At 68.4% G+C, this 15986-nt stretch carries 17 protein-coding genes; 6 read left to right on the forward strand and 11 right to left on the reverse strand.

Annotated elements, in window-relative coordinates; genetic code table 11:
- Nucleotides 1-11: 11 nt before the first annotated feature.
- From SBI67_RS21080 to SBI67_RS21095, 4 genes are all read right to left on the reverse strand, one after another.
- Nucleotides 12-443 carry a VOC family protein gene (locus SBI67_RS21080; protein ID WP_318982422.1) on the reverse strand — a complete coding sequence of 144 codons (432 nt, stop codon included), beginning with the start codon at nt 441-443 and terminating at the stop codon, nt 12-14.
- A 48-nt stretch (nt 444-491) separates the two neighbouring features.
- Nucleotides 492-794: a PLD nuclease N-terminal domain-containing protein gene (locus SBI67_RS21085; protein WP_318982423.1), complete on the reverse strand. Its 303-nt coding sequence runs from the start codon at nt 792-794 to the stop codon at nt 492-494.
- A gap of 99 nt (nt 795-893) precedes the next feature.
- Nucleotides 894-2099: an HNH endonuclease signature motif containing protein gene (locus SBI67_RS21090; protein ID WP_318982424.1), complete on the reverse strand. Its 1206-nt coding sequence runs from the start codon at nt 2097-2099 to the stop codon at nt 894-896.
- A gap of 63 nt (nt 2100-2162) precedes the next feature.
- Complete coding sequence (locus SBI67_RS21095; RefSeq protein ID WP_318982425.1) at nt 2163-3155, reverse strand: serine hydrolase domain-containing protein; 993 nt, start codon at nt 3153-3155, stop codon at nt 2163-2165.
- Nucleotides 3156-3181: 26 nt separating this feature from the next.
- Between SBI67_RS21095 and SBI67_RS21100 the strand changes: the two genes are divergently transcribed.
- Nucleotides 3182-4222: a TIGR03857 family LLM class F420-dependent oxidoreductase gene (locus SBI67_RS21100; RefSeq protein ID WP_318982426.1), complete on the forward strand. Its 1041-nt coding sequence runs from the start codon at nt 3182-3184 to the stop codon at nt 4220-4222.
- A gap of 7 nt (nt 4223-4229) precedes the next feature.
- Here the strand turns inward: SBI67_RS21100 and SBI67_RS21105 are convergent, their stop codons facing one another.
- Genes SBI67_RS21105 through SBI67_RS21115 form a run of 3 tightly spaced genes read right to left on the reverse strand, consistent with a single transcriptional unit; the run spans nt 4230 to nt 8227 of the window.
- The gene (locus tag SBI67_RS21105; protein ID WP_318982427.1) at nt 4230-4421 is read right to left on the reverse strand and encodes a CstA-like transporter-associated (seleno)protein; all 192 of its coding nucleotides are present in this window, start codon (nt 4419-4421) and stop codon (nt 4230-4232) included.
- Entirely contained in the window at nt 4367-6649 is a 2283-nt protein-coding gene (locus SBI67_RS21110; protein WP_318982428.1) for a carbon starvation CstA family protein, read from the reverse strand. Before SBI67_RS21110 ends, SBI67_RS21105 begins: the two co-directional genes overlap by 55 nt.
- 54 nt (nt 6650-6703) lie before the next feature.
- A complete protein-coding gene (locus tag SBI67_RS21115) occupies nt 6704-8227 on the reverse strand; it encodes an ATP-dependent DNA ligase (RefSeq protein WP_318982429.1) in 1524 nt (507 codons plus the stop codon).
- Nucleotides 8228-8309: 82 nt separating this feature from the next.
- Here SBI67_RS21115 and SBI67_RS21120 point away from each other — a divergent pair, with 82 nt between their 5' ends.
- A complete protein-coding gene (locus tag SBI67_RS21120; RefSeq protein ID WP_318982430.1) occupies nt 8310-8762 on the forward strand; it encodes a pyridoxamine 5'-phosphate oxidase family protein in 453 nt (150 codons plus the stop codon).
- On the opposite strand, the gene SBI67_RS21125 is transcribed toward SBI67_RS21120, so the two are convergent.
- Nucleotides 8745-9119: a GatB/YqeY domain-containing protein gene (locus SBI67_RS21125; protein WP_318982431.1), complete on the reverse strand. Its 375-nt coding sequence runs from the start codon at nt 9117-9119 to the stop codon at nt 8745-8747. The genes SBI67_RS21120 and SBI67_RS21125 overlap by 18 nt on opposite strands.
- A 42-nt stretch (nt 9120-9161) precedes the next feature.
- On the reverse strand, nt 9162-10709 hold the full coding sequence (locus tag SBI67_RS21130; protein ID WP_318982432.1) for a molybdopterin-dependent oxidoreductase: 1548 nt from the start codon (nt 10707-10709) through the stop codon (nt 9162-9164).
- A 54-nt stretch (nt 10710-10763) separates the two neighbouring features.
- Between SBI67_RS21130 and SBI67_RS21135 the strand changes: the two genes are divergently transcribed.
- Nucleotides 10764-11075 carry a hypothetical protein gene (locus tag SBI67_RS21135; protein ID WP_318982433.1) on the forward strand — a complete coding sequence of 104 codons (312 nt, stop codon included), beginning with the start codon at nt 10764-10766 and terminating at the stop codon, nt 11073-11075.
- 13 nt (nt 11076-11088) lie between these two features.
- On the opposite strand, the gene SBI67_RS21140 is transcribed toward SBI67_RS21135, so the two are convergent.
- Together SBI67_RS21140 and SBI67_RS21145 are read right to left on the reverse strand one after the other, a co-directional pair.
- On the reverse strand, nt 11089-11835 hold the full coding sequence (locus tag SBI67_RS21140) for a sulfite exporter TauE/SafE family protein (RefSeq protein WP_318982434.1): 747 nt from the start codon (nt 11833-11835) through the stop codon (nt 11089-11091).
- 91 nt (nt 11836-11926) lie between these two features.
- A complete protein-coding gene (locus SBI67_RS21145) occupies nt 11927-13462 on the reverse strand; it encodes an amino acid permease (protein WP_318982435.1) in 1536 nt (511 codons plus the stop codon).
- Nucleotides 13463-13595: 133 nt separating this feature from the next.
- Between SBI67_RS21145 and SBI67_RS21150 the strand changes: the two genes are divergently transcribed.
- From SBI67_RS21150 to SBI67_RS21160, 3 genes are all read left to right on the forward strand, one after another.
- The gene (locus SBI67_RS21150) at nt 13596-14612 is read left to right on the forward strand and encodes a putative nucleotidyltransferase substrate binding domain-containing protein (RefSeq protein WP_318982601.1); all 1017 of its coding nucleotides are present in this window, start codon (nt 13596-13598) and stop codon (nt 14610-14612) included.
- 14 nt (nt 14613-14626) lie between these two features.
- Nucleotides 14627-15406, forward strand: coding sequence for a Fic/DOC family protein (locus tag SBI67_RS21155; protein ID WP_318982436.1), 780 nt, complete (start codon nt 14627-14629; stop codon nt 15404-15406).
- A gap of 162 nt (nt 15407-15568) precedes the next feature.
- On the forward strand, nt 15569-15982 hold the full coding sequence (locus SBI67_RS21160) for a homocitrate synthase (protein ID WP_318982437.1): 414 nt from the start codon (nt 15569-15571) through the stop codon (nt 15980-15982).
- The last annotated feature ends 4 nt before the right edge of the window (nt 15983-15986 follow it).

Below are 15986 nucleotides of genomic sequence, written 5' to 3' on the forward strand. Positions count from 1 at the left end.
CCCGGCGTCGGTCAGTCCAGCCGCACCGTCCCGTCCGACTCGACCCGCCACCCCGGATTGTGCGCGATTTCCCAGACCACCCCGTTGGGATCGCGGATGTGGGCGTGGAACACACCGCCGAACTGGCCGGGCTGCGGGGCCTTCAGAATCGTGCCGCCACCCTCGGCCATTACCGCGACGACGCTGATGACGTCGTCGCGGCTGTCCACGTTGTGTGCCAGCGTGATTCCCGAGAGGTCGATCGGGGCGTCGGCGGGCCGGCCCTGATCGGCGTTGAACTTCTCGGCGAGAAAGAAGGCCAGTACCTGGCCGGGGGCGGTCTGGTAGAACACGATCTCGCCCTCGACGTCCAGCAGCGCATGCCAGCCGAGTGCGCCGTAGAAGCGGCGGGTGGCGTCCAGGTCGATCGCGGCGACGGTGACGAAATTGAGCTGCTGGTCCATCACCTGACCGTAGCGGTCAGCGGTCGCCGGCTTGGGGCGCGGCGGCTGTCAGTCGGCCGAATTGTCGCGCTGGGACCGGGCCGCCCGGCGTTGTGTCTCGGCGCGCTCCCGGCACTGCCGGCGGAACTCTTCTTCGGCCGCGTCGTCGACGGTCGGCGCCGCACTGGTGACCCGATCCGGCGCCGGTCGCCCCGCGATGAGCCAGGCGAGCGCACCCGCCACCGGGGCAAGGACGACAACGAGCGTCCACTGCGTGCGGCCGAATCCGCGGATGCGCTTCTCGTCGGCGCGCGCGATATCGACGATGGCGGTCACCAATAACGCGGTGACCAGTAATCCCAGGTAGGGCACTGGTAGCGATCCTCTCGTGGCCGGCGGCCAGGGTGCGGACGACACAACGCTGGGCCGACTCACTCACCGCGAATCTAGCAAGCGCGCCCTAGTGGTCGCCTAGTTGTCCCCGGGGGGTGGTGGTTGGAATGGGTTGTACCACCACCATTGGGCGCGTTCACCGGTCGGCCCTTGATAGGGGCCGACGGTCGGTGGCGCCGTGGTGGGTGGTCGGGCTAGTGATCCGCGGTCGATGGGGTCGCCGTCGGTGTCGGTGACGACGAGGCGATCGGCGGGGCCGGTGATGGTGATCTCCCCGCGGTGATGCTGGCGGTGATGCCGCGGGCAGAGCAGCACCAGGTTGTCCAGCTCGGTGGGGCCGCCGTCCTCCCAATGCGTGAGGTGATGCGCATGCAAGCCTCGGGTGGATGCGCAGCCGGGGATGACGCAGTGCCGGTCGCGGTGTTCCAGGGCGCGGCGGAGTCGGCGGCTGATGGTGCGGGTGCTGCGCCCGGCCCCGATCGGTTGGCCGTCGCGTTGGAACCAGACTTCGCAGGTGGTGTCGCAGAGCAGTTCGCGGCGCTCGTTGTCGGTGAGGATTGGTCCGAGGTGCAGGGCGGCGGGTTGGTCGACCTCGACGTGCACGATGACGGTGGTGTGTTGGCCGTGGGGGCGGGCGGCGACGTCGGTGTCCCAGCCGGCCTTGACCAGGCTCATGAACGCGTCGACCCGGGTGGGCAATGGAGTCTGGTCGTCGGCGGGGTGTTCGGCGATGAGTCCGTCGTGGCGCGATTGGAGGGCGGCGTCGAGTGTGGCGGCTTCCAGTCGGGGCAGGGTGATGCGGTAGGTGGTGTGCTGGCCGTGTTCGGTTTTGGTGATCTGCGGTGTCGGTTCGGTTTTGCCTTTGGGCTGTGGGCGGGGCACGAAGTTGATCGCGGTGCGCAGTTGGCTGACGGTGGCCGAGAGGGCCAGTTCGCTGTAGTGGGCATCAGAGCCGTCGGCGGCGCGTTCGGCGATGACGCCGACCTGGTCCAACGAGAGTTTGCCTTCCCGCATGCCTTGCGCGCAGCGAGGAAAGTCGTCGAGGCGGTTCGCGACGGCGACTATGACCTCGGCGTTGCGTTCGGACATGCCGGTCTTCCAGGCGACCAGGGCGTTGATGGAGCGGCAGCCGGTCATGCCGGCGAGGTCGGTGCGGTCGATCTCGGCGACGATTTCGACCAGCCGGCTGTCGATGGCGTTGCGCTGGCCCATCAGTTCGGCGACCTCATCGAACAGCCCCTCCAGCCGCTCTTTGGGTTCCAAAGATGCTGCGGCGGTGGACATACCCCATTCTGACAGAGTGGTACGACAAGTCCGTTCGGCTCAGAAGTCTCCGCGCCAGTTCCGTCACGTCGTATCCACCAAAAGCCGCAACGCGATCTCGTCAACCGCGACCGCGGTATTGGCGAGGATCACGGCCGCCGCAGCGCCGGCCCGGTCCAGCGCCAGCATGCTCGAGAAGCCCCCGGTTGCGCCGTTGTGCCAGACGATGTCGACGTCCGCGACGCGATCGGTGAACCAGGCGTATCCCACCCGGCTCCCACCGTCGGCATCCCAACGGGGGTCGAGCGCGGTGCGGCCCGGCGCTGCACCGTCGAGCAACGCTCGCGCGTAGATGGCCATGTCGCCGGCAGTCGAGCGCACCCCACCGGCAGGCGCGTACGCGCCCAACGTCCACGCCTGCTCGCGGGTGCCGCGGGCGCTCCATCCCGTCGGCGCGTCGGTGGGCAGGTCGGCGCTGGACAGCGGTGTGCTCGATTGCGTCATACCGAGTCGACCGAACAGGCGGTGCTGCAGCAACTCGGGGAACCCGACCCCGGCATGCGCTGCCAGCGCCTGGCCCAGTAGGGCAAAGCCCAGATTGGAGTACGAAAACTGGCCTCTGTCAACTACTTCAGCCGCTCTGGCTTGGATAAGCAGCCGCCGAAGGTCCGCCGTGTACGGATTGCGGTGCCGCAGCACCGCGACGATCGCGTTCGCGCGATCCCGCAGGCCGGTGGCGACCCGAGGCAGCCCAGAGCGGTGACCGGCAAGCTCCTCCAGGGTGACCTCAGCCACCGAGCAGCCGTCGAGGTCCAGCAGGGTCCCGAGAGGGGTGTCGGTGCGCAGCTCTCCCGTCTCGATTGCTTCCGCGAAGAGCAGCGACGTCATCGTTTTGGTGACGGACCCGATCTCGTACACCGTGGCGGGCCCGGCTCCGAAATGAGCGTGGCGGTGCACGCCGTCCCGGATGCACACCACGCTGAGGCGGTCACCGAGACCGGCGGCTCGGGCCAGGGGTTCGACCCGCGCGATCAGATCCGGGTCGCCGGTGGCCGTTCCGAGTTGTGGTGTCGACACCTTCTCAGTAGACAACGATGATGGCCATGACAACGACACCCCTCGACGAGCTGGGCTACTACCTGCTGGCCGGCGCCGGCGGGGACGGCCCGGCGGCCCTGGTCGACGAGGCGCGCCGGGGTGAGCAACTCGGCTTCGGCACCGCGTTCATCTCGGAGCGCTGGAACGTCAAGGAGGCGTCATCGCTGACCGGTGCGGCGTGCGCGGTGACCAGCCGCATGCGGATCGCCACCGCCGCCACCAATCACAACACCCGTCATCCATTGATCACCGGGTCGTGGGCGACCACCATGCACAAACTGTCCGGTGGCAGATTCACCCTGGGTATCGGCCGTGGCATCGCCGCCATGTACCAGGCCTTCGGGGTTCCGGCCGTGACGACCGCCCAGATGGAGGACTTCGCCACGGTGATGCGCCGGCTGTGGCAGGGCGAGGTGATCCTCAACCACGACGGCCCGATGGGCAAGTATCAGATGCTGTTCCTGGACCCCGATTTCCGTGCGGACATCCGGCTGGCCATCGTGGCGTTCGGGCCGCAAACCCTCGCGCTCGGGGGCCGTGTCTTCGACGACGTCATCCTGCACACCTACTTCACCCCGGAGACGTTGCAACGTGCGGTCAAGACCGTCAAGGACGCTGCGGAACGGGCCGGCCGGGACCCGGCCGCCGTGCGCGTCTGGTCGTGTTTCGCCACCGTCGGCGACCACCTACCCGAGGAACTACGGCTCAAGAAGACGGTGGCCCGGCTGGCCACCTACCTGCAGGGCTACGGCGATTTGATGGTCAGCATCAACAACTGGGATCCGGCTGTGCTGCAACGATTTCGGAGTGACGACGTGGTTACCTCCATACCAGGGGGCATCGACCACAAGGCCACCGCCGAGCAGATCGAGCATATTGCCACTCTCATTCCCGACGAATGGCTGGAACCCTCTGCCACCGGATCGGCACAACACTGTGTGGACCGTATTCGCCAGGAGTTCGACTACGGCGCCGACGCCGTCATCCTGCACGGCGCCACGCCGGATGAACTGGAGCCGATCGTCACTGCGTACCGGGGATCTTGACCGTCGCTCAGCAGCAGCGCGCGGCCGGGTTGGCGTCCGCTGCCGCGTGGCGCTGACGCCAGTAGTCCCGTTCGGTGAGCACCGGCTCGCCGGGGTGGGTACGGCGGCGATGGTGCAGGTAGCGCTGGTAGTGGTTGTCGCCCATCAATGATGAGCAGTACCAACGGATCTGGCCGACGAGCTCGGTAAGGCGTCCCATTCTTTCTGCACCTCCTTCTCCGCGGCGGTGGGGATCAGTCCGGACGGCGCGAACAGTTTGGACGGCGCAGGGTCGTCGGCGGACAGCGGGCGTGCCGCCCCGCGCAACGCCCGCGCGGCCACCACCACACCGGCGACGAACACGATGAGTACCAGCACCGCGAAGATGACCGACAGCGTGCCCTGGATGAACGTGTTGCGGATGACGGCGTCCAGCTGGTCGGGGTTCTTGGCCGCCCCGAACGCGGTCTTGCCGGCGTCCTTGGCCGCAACGTACTGCGAATGCTGCTTCCAATAGCCGACTTTCGGATCGCCGGAGAAGATCTTCTGGAAGGACGCCGTCATCGTGACGGTCAGGTCCCACAACAACGGCACGCCCGGGATCCAGGCCCACTTCACCAGTCCACGCTTGATGATCACCACGGTGACCACCGTCAGTGCGATGGCGGCCAGCAACTGGTTGGCGATCCCGAACAACGGGAACAGGGTGTTGATCCCACCCAGCGGGTCGGTGACGCCCATCAGCAGGATGCTGCCCCACGCGGCCACCACGATGACGCTGCACACCCACGCACCGATCCGCCAGCTCGGATCGCGCAGGTTCTTCAGCGGGCCACCGAGATTGGCCAACCCGTCGGACAGCATGAACCGGGCCACCCGGGTGCCGGCGTCGACGGTGGTCAGGATGAACAGCGCCTCGAACATGATCGCGAAGTGATACCAGAACGCCTTCATGCTCGCCCCGCCGAACACCTGGTGCAGCACCTCGGACATGCCGAAGGCCAGGGTCGGTGCGCCGCCGGTGCGGGAAACGATCGACTTCTCACCGACGCTCTCGGCGGCATCGGCGATCTCCGCGCCGGTGATCGGTTGGCCGGAGAGCCCGAGCCCGTTGACGTAATCGGCCGCGGTCTGCGCCGTGGTCCCGGTGGAAGCGGTCGGCGCGTTGATGGCGAAGTACAGATGCTGGTTGAGGATGGCCGCGGTGATGAGCGCCATGATGGCCACGAACGACTCGGTGAGCATGCCGCCGTAGCCGATCAGCCGCATCTGCGATTCCTTCTCCAGCAGCTTCGGCGTGGTCCCTGACGAGATCAGCGAATGGAATCCGGACAGGGCCCCGCAGGCGATGGTGATGAACAGGAAGGGGAACAGCGCCCCGGCGAATACCGGGCCCGAGCCGCTGCTAGCGAAGTGCGAGATCGCCGGGGCCTCCATCACCGGGCGGGCCAGCACAATGCCGATGGCCAGCAAGACGATGGTGCCGACCTTCATGAACGTGGACAGGTAATCGCGGGGCGCCAGCAGCAGCCACACCGGCAGCACGGAGGCGGCCAGGCCGTAGACGATGATGCACCACGACAGCGTCACCTTCGACAAGGTGAACCAGTCGGCACCCCAGGACGTTTCGGCCACCCAGCCGCCGGCGACCACGGCCAGCAGCAACAGCACGACGCCGATGAGCGACACCTCGGACACCCGGCCCGGACGCAGGAAGCGCAGGTACAGGCCCATGAAGATCGCGATCGGAATGGTCATCGCGATGGAGAACACGCCCCACGGGCTCTCGGCCAGCGCGTTGACCACCACCAGCGCCAGCACCGCGAGCAGGATCACCATGATGACGAGTACCCCGACGATCGCGGCCACCCCGCCGATACTGCCGAGTTCGTCGCGGGCCATCTGGCCCAGCGAACGGCCGCGGCGACGCACCGAGATGGACAGCACCAGGTAGTCCTGGACGCAGCCGGCCACCAGCGCCCCGATGATGATCCAGATGGTGCCGGGCAGGTAACCCATCTGCATCGCCAGCACCGGCCCGACCAACGGCCCGGCGCCGGCGATCGCGGCGAAGTGATGGCCGAACAGGACCCGCCGGTCGGTGGGCATGTAATCGGTGCCGTTCTCGAAGATCTCGGCCGGGGTGGCGTGGTCGTCGCGCGGCTGCACGATCTTGTTCTCGATCAACCGCGCGTAGAACCGGAAGCCGATGACATAGGTGCAGATGGCGGCGATGACGAACCACACCGCGTTCACCGTCTCACCGCGCAGGAACGCGATGACTGCCCAGGCGATCGCACCGAGCAGGGCGATCACCCCGAAGATGACGCGGTGCCGCACGGTGATGGGGGAGCGATCGATGATCGCGACCGGCGGGAGGTCGGCATCGGTGCGGATATAGGTGATATCGCCCTTGCGTTCTTCCAGAGGTGTCGTCGGTGAAGCCATGGGGCGATCCTTTCATCGCGACAAACTGGGCCGGGGCCGAACCGCCGTTTAGGTTCAATCGGCGCGCTCGTAATGGGCCCGCACGGTGTCGATGGTGTCCGCCTCGTCGGCGCGTTTGTCCTCGCGGTAGCGGATCACCCGGGCGAACCGCAACGCCATCCCACCCGGGTACCGGGTGGAACCCTGCACCCCGTCGAAGGCGATTTCGACGACCTGTTCCGGTCGCACCGTGACCACGTACCCATCGGTGCCTCCGACGGCAAGCTCGGTGAAACGCCGTGTTTGCCAATCCAGCGTGGCATCGGTCATGCCCTTGAAGGTCTTGCCCAGCATCACGAATCCGCCCGTCGCCGGGTCGCGGGCGCCGAGGTGGATATTGGACAGCTTGCCGGTGCGTCGCCCCGAACCCCATTCCACCGCCAGCACCACCAGGTCGAGGGTGTGCACCGGTTTGACCTTGAGCCAGCCGGACCCGCGCCGACCGGCCTCGTACGGGGCGCTCGACGATTTGGCCATCACACCTTCGTGACCGGCGGCCAGCACGGACTGCAGGAACCGCCCCGCGGTGTCGGGATCGGCGGTGATCAGCCGGTCCACCCGCTGCCCGGCGGGCACCACCGCGTCCAGCACCGTCAACCGATCGACGGTCGGCACGTCGAGCAGATCGGTGCCATCGTGGTGCAGCATGTCGAAGAAGAACACCGACAGTGGGTGTTCCCGGACACCTGACTTGTTGCCGAACCGCGACGCGGTGACCTGGAATCGGTGTGGACGGCCGTCCGGACGGAGCGCGATGGCCTCGGCATCGGCGATGAAATCGGTGACCGGCAGCGCGAGTGCGGCATCGACCACCTCCGGCAGGCGGGCAGTGACATCGTCGAGGCTGCGGGTGTACACCGACACCGTGCCGCCGTTGCGGTGGATCTGCACCCGCGCGCCGTCCAACTTCGCCTCGAAAACGACGTCACCGCCCAGCTTTTCGAGTGCGTCACCGATATCGGTGGCGGTCTGCGCGAGCATCGGGCCGACCGGCCGACCGACGGTGAGGGCGAATCGGGCCAGACCTGCGGTGCCGTCGGACAACGCGGCAACGGCGACAGCGGGCAACTCACCGGCCAGCATTGCCGCCCTGCGGACCTGGGCTGCGGGTACCCCCGCGGCCTTGGCGACCGCATCGGACATCACCCCGGCCAGGGCGCCCTGGCGCAGCTCACCGGAGAGCAAGCGGCGCAGGAAGGCCTGTTCGCCTGCGGTGGCGGCGGTGAACAGGTCGCCCAGTAGCTGTGCGCGCTGCGCCTGCGAGCCCTTGCCGGTGGTGCTCTTGATCCGGGAAAACGCTCGATCGACGGCGGGCACCGTCAGCGTCGCAGTGTCGGCGGGCCGGGGCAGGCTGCGCAAGGCGGCCCAGCCGACCCCGATCTGGCGCTGGGGAAGCTCACCGGCCAGCCAGGACACCAGCAGGCCCACGACGGCGGGATCGGCATGTGCCAGCAGGTCGGCCACCCGAGCGGTCTTGGCCAGCCGCGACGAGGACGCCGCCACATCGACCGACGCTTCCGCCACCGCGCTGAGCAACATGGTTCCACCGTGCCACGGACGGCCGACAAGTCGGGACTTTCGGCCCTGTGCCCGACCCGCATCCGGGCGGACAGTGAGAACCATGCCGAACACACACGACCTCGACGTCCTCAACCGTAGGCAGTGCCTGGACCGGTTGCAGACCACCCGCGTCGGCCGGCTCATCTTCACCCAGAGCGCACTGCCCGCCGTCCAGCCGGTGAACTTCCGGCTGTGGCGCGATGATGTGGTCATCCGGGTCGCCGGTGGCGGCAAGCTGGCCGCGGCCGCCGACCGCCAGGTGGTGGCCTTCGAAGCCGACGAACTGGACCAGGATCTGCGCTCCGGGTGGAGCGTGACGGTCGTCGGTCATGCCGAGCCGGTCACCGACGTCGAAGACCTGGTCGAGGTCGCCGGAACGTTCGTCACACCATGGGTCAGTGGTCGCCGCGACCATTTCGTCAGGATCAGGACCGAACAGATGACCGGCCGGGAGTTCCGTGACCCGACCAGCCCGCACTACCCGGCGGCGGCCGCGTCACGACCCGGTCACTAACCCTTCGAGCACCGCGGCTTCGGCGCGCAATTGGGCCGCCCGGTCGTCGTGTCCGGCGGCGCTGAACTGTGTTGCGGCGCTGATCCGTTCGTCGACCTCGGCGTGCAGCAGGGCCAAGATCTCGGCCTCGGTGAGTTCCCGGCGGGCGACCTCGGCCGCGCCGAGACCGGCGACGCTGTGCGCGATCGGGCCGTCGAGCAGGGGGTGCGTCGGCGCGGTGGCCGGTGTCTCGGCGTTGTCGATCGCGCTGAGCGCACTGCGGATCGCCGGCACCCGCACGGTGTCGCGCTGTTTGCGGGCGTGCAGCAGCGCCGAGCGCAGCGTGGCACGCCAGCGTTGAGCGGGCGTCGAGGTCATGGCGAACAACGTAGCCCGGTCCGGGTGGACCACGAAACCGAATTAGGTGACGGTGAAGTCCACACTGTGATAGCCGGTCGCGCCGTCGGGCACCACATCGGCGAGGTCGGCTGTCTGCACCGCCCCGGTGTTGTCGGTCGCGCGCACGGTGATGGTATGTAGGCCAGGCTGATCGGTCTGCCAGTCGAAACTCCACAGTCGCCACGTGTCGTTGGAGTACGCCGCGCCCAGCGTGGCGGGCTGCCAGGTGCCCTCGTGGCCCGGGGAGTCGATGCGCACCTCCACCGCCCGCACGCCGCGGTTCTGTGCCCAGGCCACTCCACCGAACCGCGCTGATCCCCGGGGGATATCGGCGCCCGACCGCGGCACGTCGATGCGGGACTGGGTCTTGATCGGTCCCTGCGGGGCCCAGCCCAGCTTCGTCCAATAGGCCTCGGCGCGATCGAATCTGGTGAGTTCCAGGTCGACGACCCATTTGGTTGCCGAGACATAACCGTAGAGTCCGGGCACCACCAGCCGGGCCGGATAACCGTGCTCGACGGGCAGCGGCTGACCGTTCATGGTGATGGCCAGCAACGCGTCGCGATCATCGGTGAGCGCCTGCACCGGGGAACCGGCGGTGAACCCGTCGCTGGACGTGGACAGCACCATATCGGCGTCGGCATGCACGCCGGCGGCGGCCAGCAGATCACGCACCCGGTAGCCGGTCCACACCGCGTTGCCGATGAGGTCACCCCCGACCGGGTTCGACACGCACGTCAGGGTGACCATCTTCTCGATGAGCTCGAAACCGGCCAAATCATCGAAACGGTAAGTCTTCTCGTGATCGACCATGCCGTGGATGCGCAGTTTCCAGTCGGCCCGGGACAACTGCGGCACGGCGAGTGCGGTGTCGATCCGGTAGAAGTCGGCGTTGCCGGTCACGAAGCTCGGCAGTTCCACACCGGCCGGCTGCACCCCGGCCGGCACCGGTGCAGCGGGTTTGGCCAGCGGCGGCGGGGTGAACGAATTCCGGTCGCCGGAAACGGAATTGACCCGGCCGCCATAGATCGTGCCCAGCGCGCCGGTCAGGGTGCCCACCCCGAGAAACCCGAGAGCGGCCAGCGAGAGCCGGCGGCCGGGATCGGTCTCGGCGGCGCTGTTGGCCGAATCGTCGCGCAGCCGTCCCGACGTCAGGAAACGCAGGGTCGCGATTCCGGCCAGCGTGCCCACCACCGTCGGAACGGCGTCGAGCGGGCCGGCGCCGGTGCGGGTCAGCACCGCCGCACACCCGAGCACCCCCGCGGCGGCGAACATGACACTGCCGATCGGCACGCGGCGACGTTCCAGCAGGCCCGCCAGCGCTGCCAGGATGGCAATCACCAGCAGCACGGCTACCGTCAGGAACAGCTTGTCGGAGGTGCCGAAGGTTTGGATCGCCCATTCCTTGACCGGCCCCGGGGTGTGGTCGATGATGCTCGACCCCACGGCGGTGCGGGCGTCGCCCGATGCGCCCAGCGGGATGGCGGCCAATGCGCTGACGCCGAGGGTGATCGCCGCGGAGGCGACACCGCAGAGCAATCGGGTACCGGGGGCGATGGGCGCACTCACGATCCCACGCTAGCCCAGGGAGGTTCCCGAAAGCCTTACCGAACAATGACGGGTGTGCCCGGCCCCAGCTGGGCCGGGCCGGACGGCACGCCGGCGGCCGCGGATCAGCGATTGCCTGAAGTCGCCTTCGGCGACCGCGGATACGGTAAACAAACTGCTCATCGGATTCCAAGCCAATTCCAAGCCGGCGCATTACTGTTTGCCCATGCGCAAGCGAATCGCTGCGGCGTGTGCCCGATCAAGGCACTGCTGGTCTTCCGGGGCGCCGACGATGCCGACCGGCAGGGCGCCGGCTTCGACCGGGTGCGGGCATTCCGTGAGGGCGTCATCAACGGCGCCGAGGCGTGCGTGGGGTACGAGCACTGACGGCCCACGCGCTTTAGTAGGTGTCCAGCCCGAGCTTGACTGCCAGCCCCAACCCCGCGACGGCGATGAGCAGTCGCAGAGGGGTGGCCGGAGCGTGGCGCACCACCACCGGCCCCAGCCGCGCCCCCAACAGGCAGCCGAGACCCAACGGCACGACGGCGGCCCAGTGCACCGGCGCGAAGACGATGAATCCGATCGCGGCTACGCCGTTGGCCACCCCCAGCACCACGTTCTTGGTGGCGTTGGCGTCGGCCAGCGTGGCGCTGCCGGTGCGCAGGAACAAGGCCAACAGCAGCACGCCGGCCGCCGCCCCGAAGAATCCGCCGTAGACACAGATCGCCAGCACTGAAAGGGTTTGCAGGACACGGTGTCTGGTGCTGTGAACGCGCCCGGGATCGTTGCGGACGGGAAGCGCGATGGCCACCGATGACACCGCCAGCAGCACCGGCACCACGTTCTCGAATCCCTCGGCCGGGATCGACAGCAGCAACACCGCTCCGGCTGCGCCGCCGAGCACGGCCGCAGGCAGCATCCGCCGCAGCTTGGGTCCTTGGCCCTGCAGTTCGGGCAGCGACCCCCAGACCGAGCCGACGCCGTTGCCCACCAGCGCGACGGTGTTGGTGACGTTGGCGGCCACCGGCGGCAAGCCGACGAGCAGCAGGGCCGGGTAGGTGGATACCGAGGCCAGCCCGGCGATGCTGCCCGTCAATCCGCCGCCGATTCCGGCGATTGCCAGGAACAGCACCTCCCACCACGTCACCGGCCCATCCTGGCGCAGGTCCCGAGCAGACCCAGAATCGGTGTCTCACGGCCGTGAGACACCGATTCCGGGTTGGGTCGCGGGACGTGGATCAGTGTTTTTTGCGAGCGACCAGCGCGTCGGCAGGGTCAGGTGCGCCGTCGCGGTCTTTGACCACGCGGTAGGCGGCGTACCCGGCGACCAGGGTCAGTGCGACGAAGATCACCGCGAAGTACTGCAGGAACCATGAATCGCCTGCCGGGTTGTAGACATCCTGCCGGGGCCAGCCGATATTGATCACGAGCAGGGCGCCCATCACCACGGCGACAAGATTGATCGGGATGCCCCAGCGGCCCAGGTCCATCACCGGCTTGCCGTGCGAGAGGCTGGTGCCGCGCAGGCGGTGGATCAACGCCGGGACCGTCACCATCAGGTAGGCCAGGTAGACGATGACCACCGACACCGAGGCGATGGCGGCGAACACGCTGGACTGTCCCAGGTTGACCAACAGCACCGCGATGGCCAGCAGGCTGACCGCGACGCCGGTGATGACCGGGGTGCCGGTCCGCTTGTTGACCCTGGCCAGCAGTTTCCCGAACGGGAGCCGGTTGTCGCGCGCCATCGAGAACATCACCCGCGACGCCGACGCCTGGATGGCCAGAGTGGCCGAGAAGATCGCCACCGCGACCAGGCCCAGCAGGGTCTTGCCCAGCCACGTGTCGAGCTGGCTCTCGATGACCCACGCCATGCCGCCGTGGGCCAGGTCGTCACCCAGTTCGGGGGCGGACATGAGGGCGGCCAGGATCATCAGCCCGCCACCGACGAACGACACCAACAGGGCGGTCACGATCGCCTTGGGTGCGGTGCGGCGTGGGTCCTTGGTCTCCTCGGAAAGTTCTGCGGCGCTGTCGAATCCGTACATCACGTAGGCGGCCATCAGCATCGACGCCAGGAACGCGGGCAGGTAGTGCACACCCGAGCCGTGCCCGCCGGTGTCGGTGATCGCTTGCCCGGGACTGCGCTCGGCGGTGAAGAACATCGCCCCGACGATGAGGAGCACACCGATGATCTCCAGGGTGACGCCGGTGACGGTGATCCGGGCCATGAACCGCACGCCGGCGGCGCTGATGACGGTGCACGCCACGATGGTGATGGCACCCAGGATGATGCCGTTGGTGGCGCCGTCGACCGACAGCGGATCCATGTCGGTGCCGACGAGCTGGAAGCCGCTCCAGATCGGCGGCAAGACGGTCTGCATGGCGATCGCCAGCGCGGCAATGGACACGATGTAGCCGATCAGCATGAACCAGCCGGCGAACCAGCCGACGGCGTTACCGGCCAACCGGCGCGACCACTGGTAGATGGCGCCGGCGACGGGGAACTTGCCGGACAGTTCGGCGAACACCAGGCAGACACAGAACTGGCAGATGAACACGATGGGCCAGGTGAAGAAGAACGCCGGCCCGCCGAGTGCGAAACCCAAAGGGAAGAACGCGAATACGGTGGTGAGGATCGACACGAAGGAGAAGCCGGCGGCGAAAGCGGCGTAACCGCCGATGCCGCGGTGCAACTCCTGCGTATAGCCGAGTTCCTCCAAGGTGGCGGCGTCCTCCTGGGAGGAGATCGCCGGATCGAAGGTGGCGGTCATGACGTGTGCTCCTGGATGGTGGTGAATAACTGTCGTGCGATAGAAATTAGGGTGTGTTTTTGATCCGCACATTTCGGCGATGTGACATCTGTGTGACCAGCGTCAGGGGAGCAGCCGAGTGACAATCGATGCCATGCTCTCCGGTGCGGTGCATGCCATGGATGCTGCCAGCGACGAAGCCGGCCTTCGTGCAGCGATGGAGCAAGCCCGGCTGGCCCTGATCGACGAGCTGGCCGCGCAGACCCCAGCGGCCGACCTTGCCGCCGGCTGGTCGACGGTGCTGCGTCACGGCGTCACCGCTGCCGTCCGGCTGGTCTCCGGCGCCGGCGAACCGCAGTGGAGCTGGTTCGTCTCCGGTAGTGCGGCGCGCGGCGAGGCGGCCCCGGGTTCGGATGTCGAGACGATGATCGCGGTGGCCGACGCCGTCTCCGACGAGCAGAAGGCGGCGCTGTTGGCCCGGGCTGCCGACGTGCACGCGCTGCTGGAGCGGTGCGGGGTGCAGGGCGACGGCAACGGGGTGCTGGCCAGCCGGCCGCGATTCTGCCGCCGGGCATCGAACTGGCTCGACGGCATCGAACACTGGGCGGCCGAGCCGCGCACCGACCGGGGTGTCGTCATGACCGGACTGATGGCCGATGCCGTCGAGGTGGGCCCGGGGACGGGGGACATGCTGCGGGTTCGCGCCGTCGACGCGGCGCGCCGGCATTACCCGGTCCGCCAGGCGATGCTGGACGACGCCACCACCGTGCGCGCGGGCTTTCCGTCGCGGCTGCGCATCGTGTCCAGGCATGCCGATACCGTGGACCTGAAACTGGCGATGGTCGACCCGGTGGTCAAGATCGCCCGCTGGGCCGGCCTGTCGGCCGGTTCGACGGCGGTGTCCACCCTGGCTCGACTCGACGCCGCGGGCGCGGCAGGCATCCTCGACGCCGACGACGTGTCGACCCTGCACGAGTGCTTTGTCTGGCTGACCCGGTTCCGTTGGCGGCTGCGTGCCGGTCCGTGGTTGCGGGGCGCGCCGGTCGGTGACCTGGTCGGGCTGGCCGAGATCGCCCCGCACGAGCGGGCGGTGCTGCGCGGCGTGCACCGCGAAGTGGCCGGTGTTAGCCGCAAACTCGCCTTCCTGGCCTCGACTTCGGCGTTCCGGTAGTGGAGTGCGGTGCGGTGCGCCGCGCGCTGGACCAGACCGTCGCCGCGCAGCGCCTGGAGGGTTGGCAACCCACCGGCCCGCAGTTGGCCGACCTGGCCCGCCTGGCCGCTGCCGAGCTCAGCTTCGGGGAGTATCTGGCCGGCCATCGGGACAGGTACCCGCCGGCGCAACCGCCACCGCGTCGGTGGGTGCTGCGGCGGCGAATTCCGTATGTCATTCCGGGAACGGCGGTGTTGCGCAACAACTTCGGACTCGGTGACGCGGTGGCGCTGACCGAGCTGGAGTGCATCGCCACCGCCGGCCGCATGCTGGCCTGGCACTTGCGGATCGCGGCGGGGCGCACCGGGCCCGCCGACCTCGACGCCCGGGTGATCCACCAGCAGCTGTTCGCCGATGTGTACGCCTGGGCGGGCCGTTACCGGGTGACCGAATTGCGGCGCGGGGAAACGGCTTTCGGATGGCAGGCCGATATCGCTGCGCGGATGGCCGAGGTCACCGACCGGGCCCGCGGGTTGGTGACCACGCCGCCCGGCGACGGACCCGCGCTGGTCTACCAGCTGTCCCGGCTGTACGCCGACTACAACCAGGTGCACCCCTTTCGGGAGGGGAACGGGCGCACCGGAACACTGTTGCTGCACACCGTCTCGGCGCTGTGCGGGTATCGGCTCGACCTGTCCGGCATCAGCCGCGCCGACTGGTACGCGGCGTCGGCGGACAGCATGCCGTTCCGTCGTGACGGCCGCGCGAACCACCGGCCCTTCATCCCGCTGCTGATGCGCGCGGTCGGCCGATAAACGGGTTGCACGGCCGCGGCCGCAGCCGCTACCCTCGCTGACGTGCATCGCATTCTCGTAGTAGCCAGCACCCGCAGCGGGGTCTGATCCAGACCGACCCCCCGCTGTGGGTCGGAAGCTACTACCCGTCGGTCGCTCCCTCAGAGCCGAAAGACCGACGCCATGACGATCACCAAGACCATCGCCACCACCGGTACTCTGGCCGGCCCCCGCTTCGCCGACTTCTTCGACACCCCGTTGCCGCGCGGTGTGCGCGAACTCGCCGGCGACATGTCCTGGGACGACGTCGCGACGACGTTCGGTTCGGGTCCCGGCCCGGCGACGCTGAGCGCCCCCGCGCTCGCGGCGCTGGCCGCCGAGCCCGCACCGATCGCCGCCGTCACCGCCATGCTCTACGACGCAGGCATCGCCGTCGAGCTGCTCAACTTCCACCAGCTGCGCGCCGGCGGCCAGACCGCGACCTTCATCCGCGGCACCGACGGGGCGCGCACGCAGTGGGCGATCGGATGGTCTGAGTCGGCGACCGAATCGGCGCTGCGAGCGTTCATCGCCTGCGCCAACCGCCTGGTGGCGTGACGCC

The organism is Mycolicibacterium chengduense, assembly GCF_033741155.1.
Lineage (GTDB): Bacteria > Actinomycetota > Actinomycetes > Mycobacteriales > Mycobacteriaceae > Mycobacterium.

What these genes read in the sequence shown, in the direction of transcription:
- SBI67_RS21080 (WP_318982422.1), bottom strand. Translation starts at nt 443, where the DNA reads ATGGACCAGCAGCTCAATTTCGTCACCGTCGCCGCGATCGACCTGGAC.
- SBI67_RS21090 (WP_318982424.1), bottom strand. Translation starts at nt 2,099, where the DNA reads ATGTCCACCGCCGCAGCATCTTTGGAACCCAAAGAGCGGCTGGAGGGG.
- SBI67_RS21100 (WP_318982426.1), top strand. Translation starts at nt 3,182, where the DNA reads ATGACAACGACACCCCTCGACGAGCTGGGCTACTACCTGCTGGCCGGC.
- SBI67_RS21105 (WP_318982427.1), bottom strand. Translation starts at nt 4,421, where the DNA reads ATGGGACGCCTTACCGAGCTCGTCGGCCAGATCCGTTGGTACTGCTCA.
- SBI67_RS21110 (WP_318982428.1), bottom strand. Translation starts at nt 6,649, where the DNA reads ATGGCTTCACCGACGACACCTCTGGAAGAACGCAAGGGCGATATCACC.
- SBI67_RS21115 (WP_318982429.1), bottom strand. Translation starts at nt 8,227, where the DNA reads ATGTTGCTCAGCGCGGTGGCGGAAGCGTCGGTCGATGTGGCGGCGTCC.
- SBI67_RS21120 (WP_318982430.1), top strand. Translation starts at nt 8,310, where the DNA reads ATGCCGAACACACACGACCTCGACGTCCTCAACCGTAGGCAGTGCCTG.
- SBI67_RS21125 (WP_318982431.1), bottom strand. Translation starts at nt 9,119, where the DNA reads ATGACCTCGACGCCCGCTCAACGCTGGCGTGCCACGCTGCGCTCGGCG.
- SBI67_RS21145 (WP_318982435.1), bottom strand. Translation starts at nt 13,462, where the DNA reads ATGACCGCCACCTTCGATCCGGCGATCTCCTCCCAGGAGGACGCCGCC.
- SBI67_RS21150 (WP_318982601.1), top strand. Translation starts at nt 13,596, where the DNA reads ATGCTCTCCGGTGCGGTGCATGCCATGGATGCTGCCAGCGACGAAGCC.
- SBI67_RS21160 (WP_318982437.1), top strand. Translation starts at nt 15,569, where the DNA reads ATGACGATCACCAAGACCATCGCCACCACCGGTACTCTGGCCGGCCCC.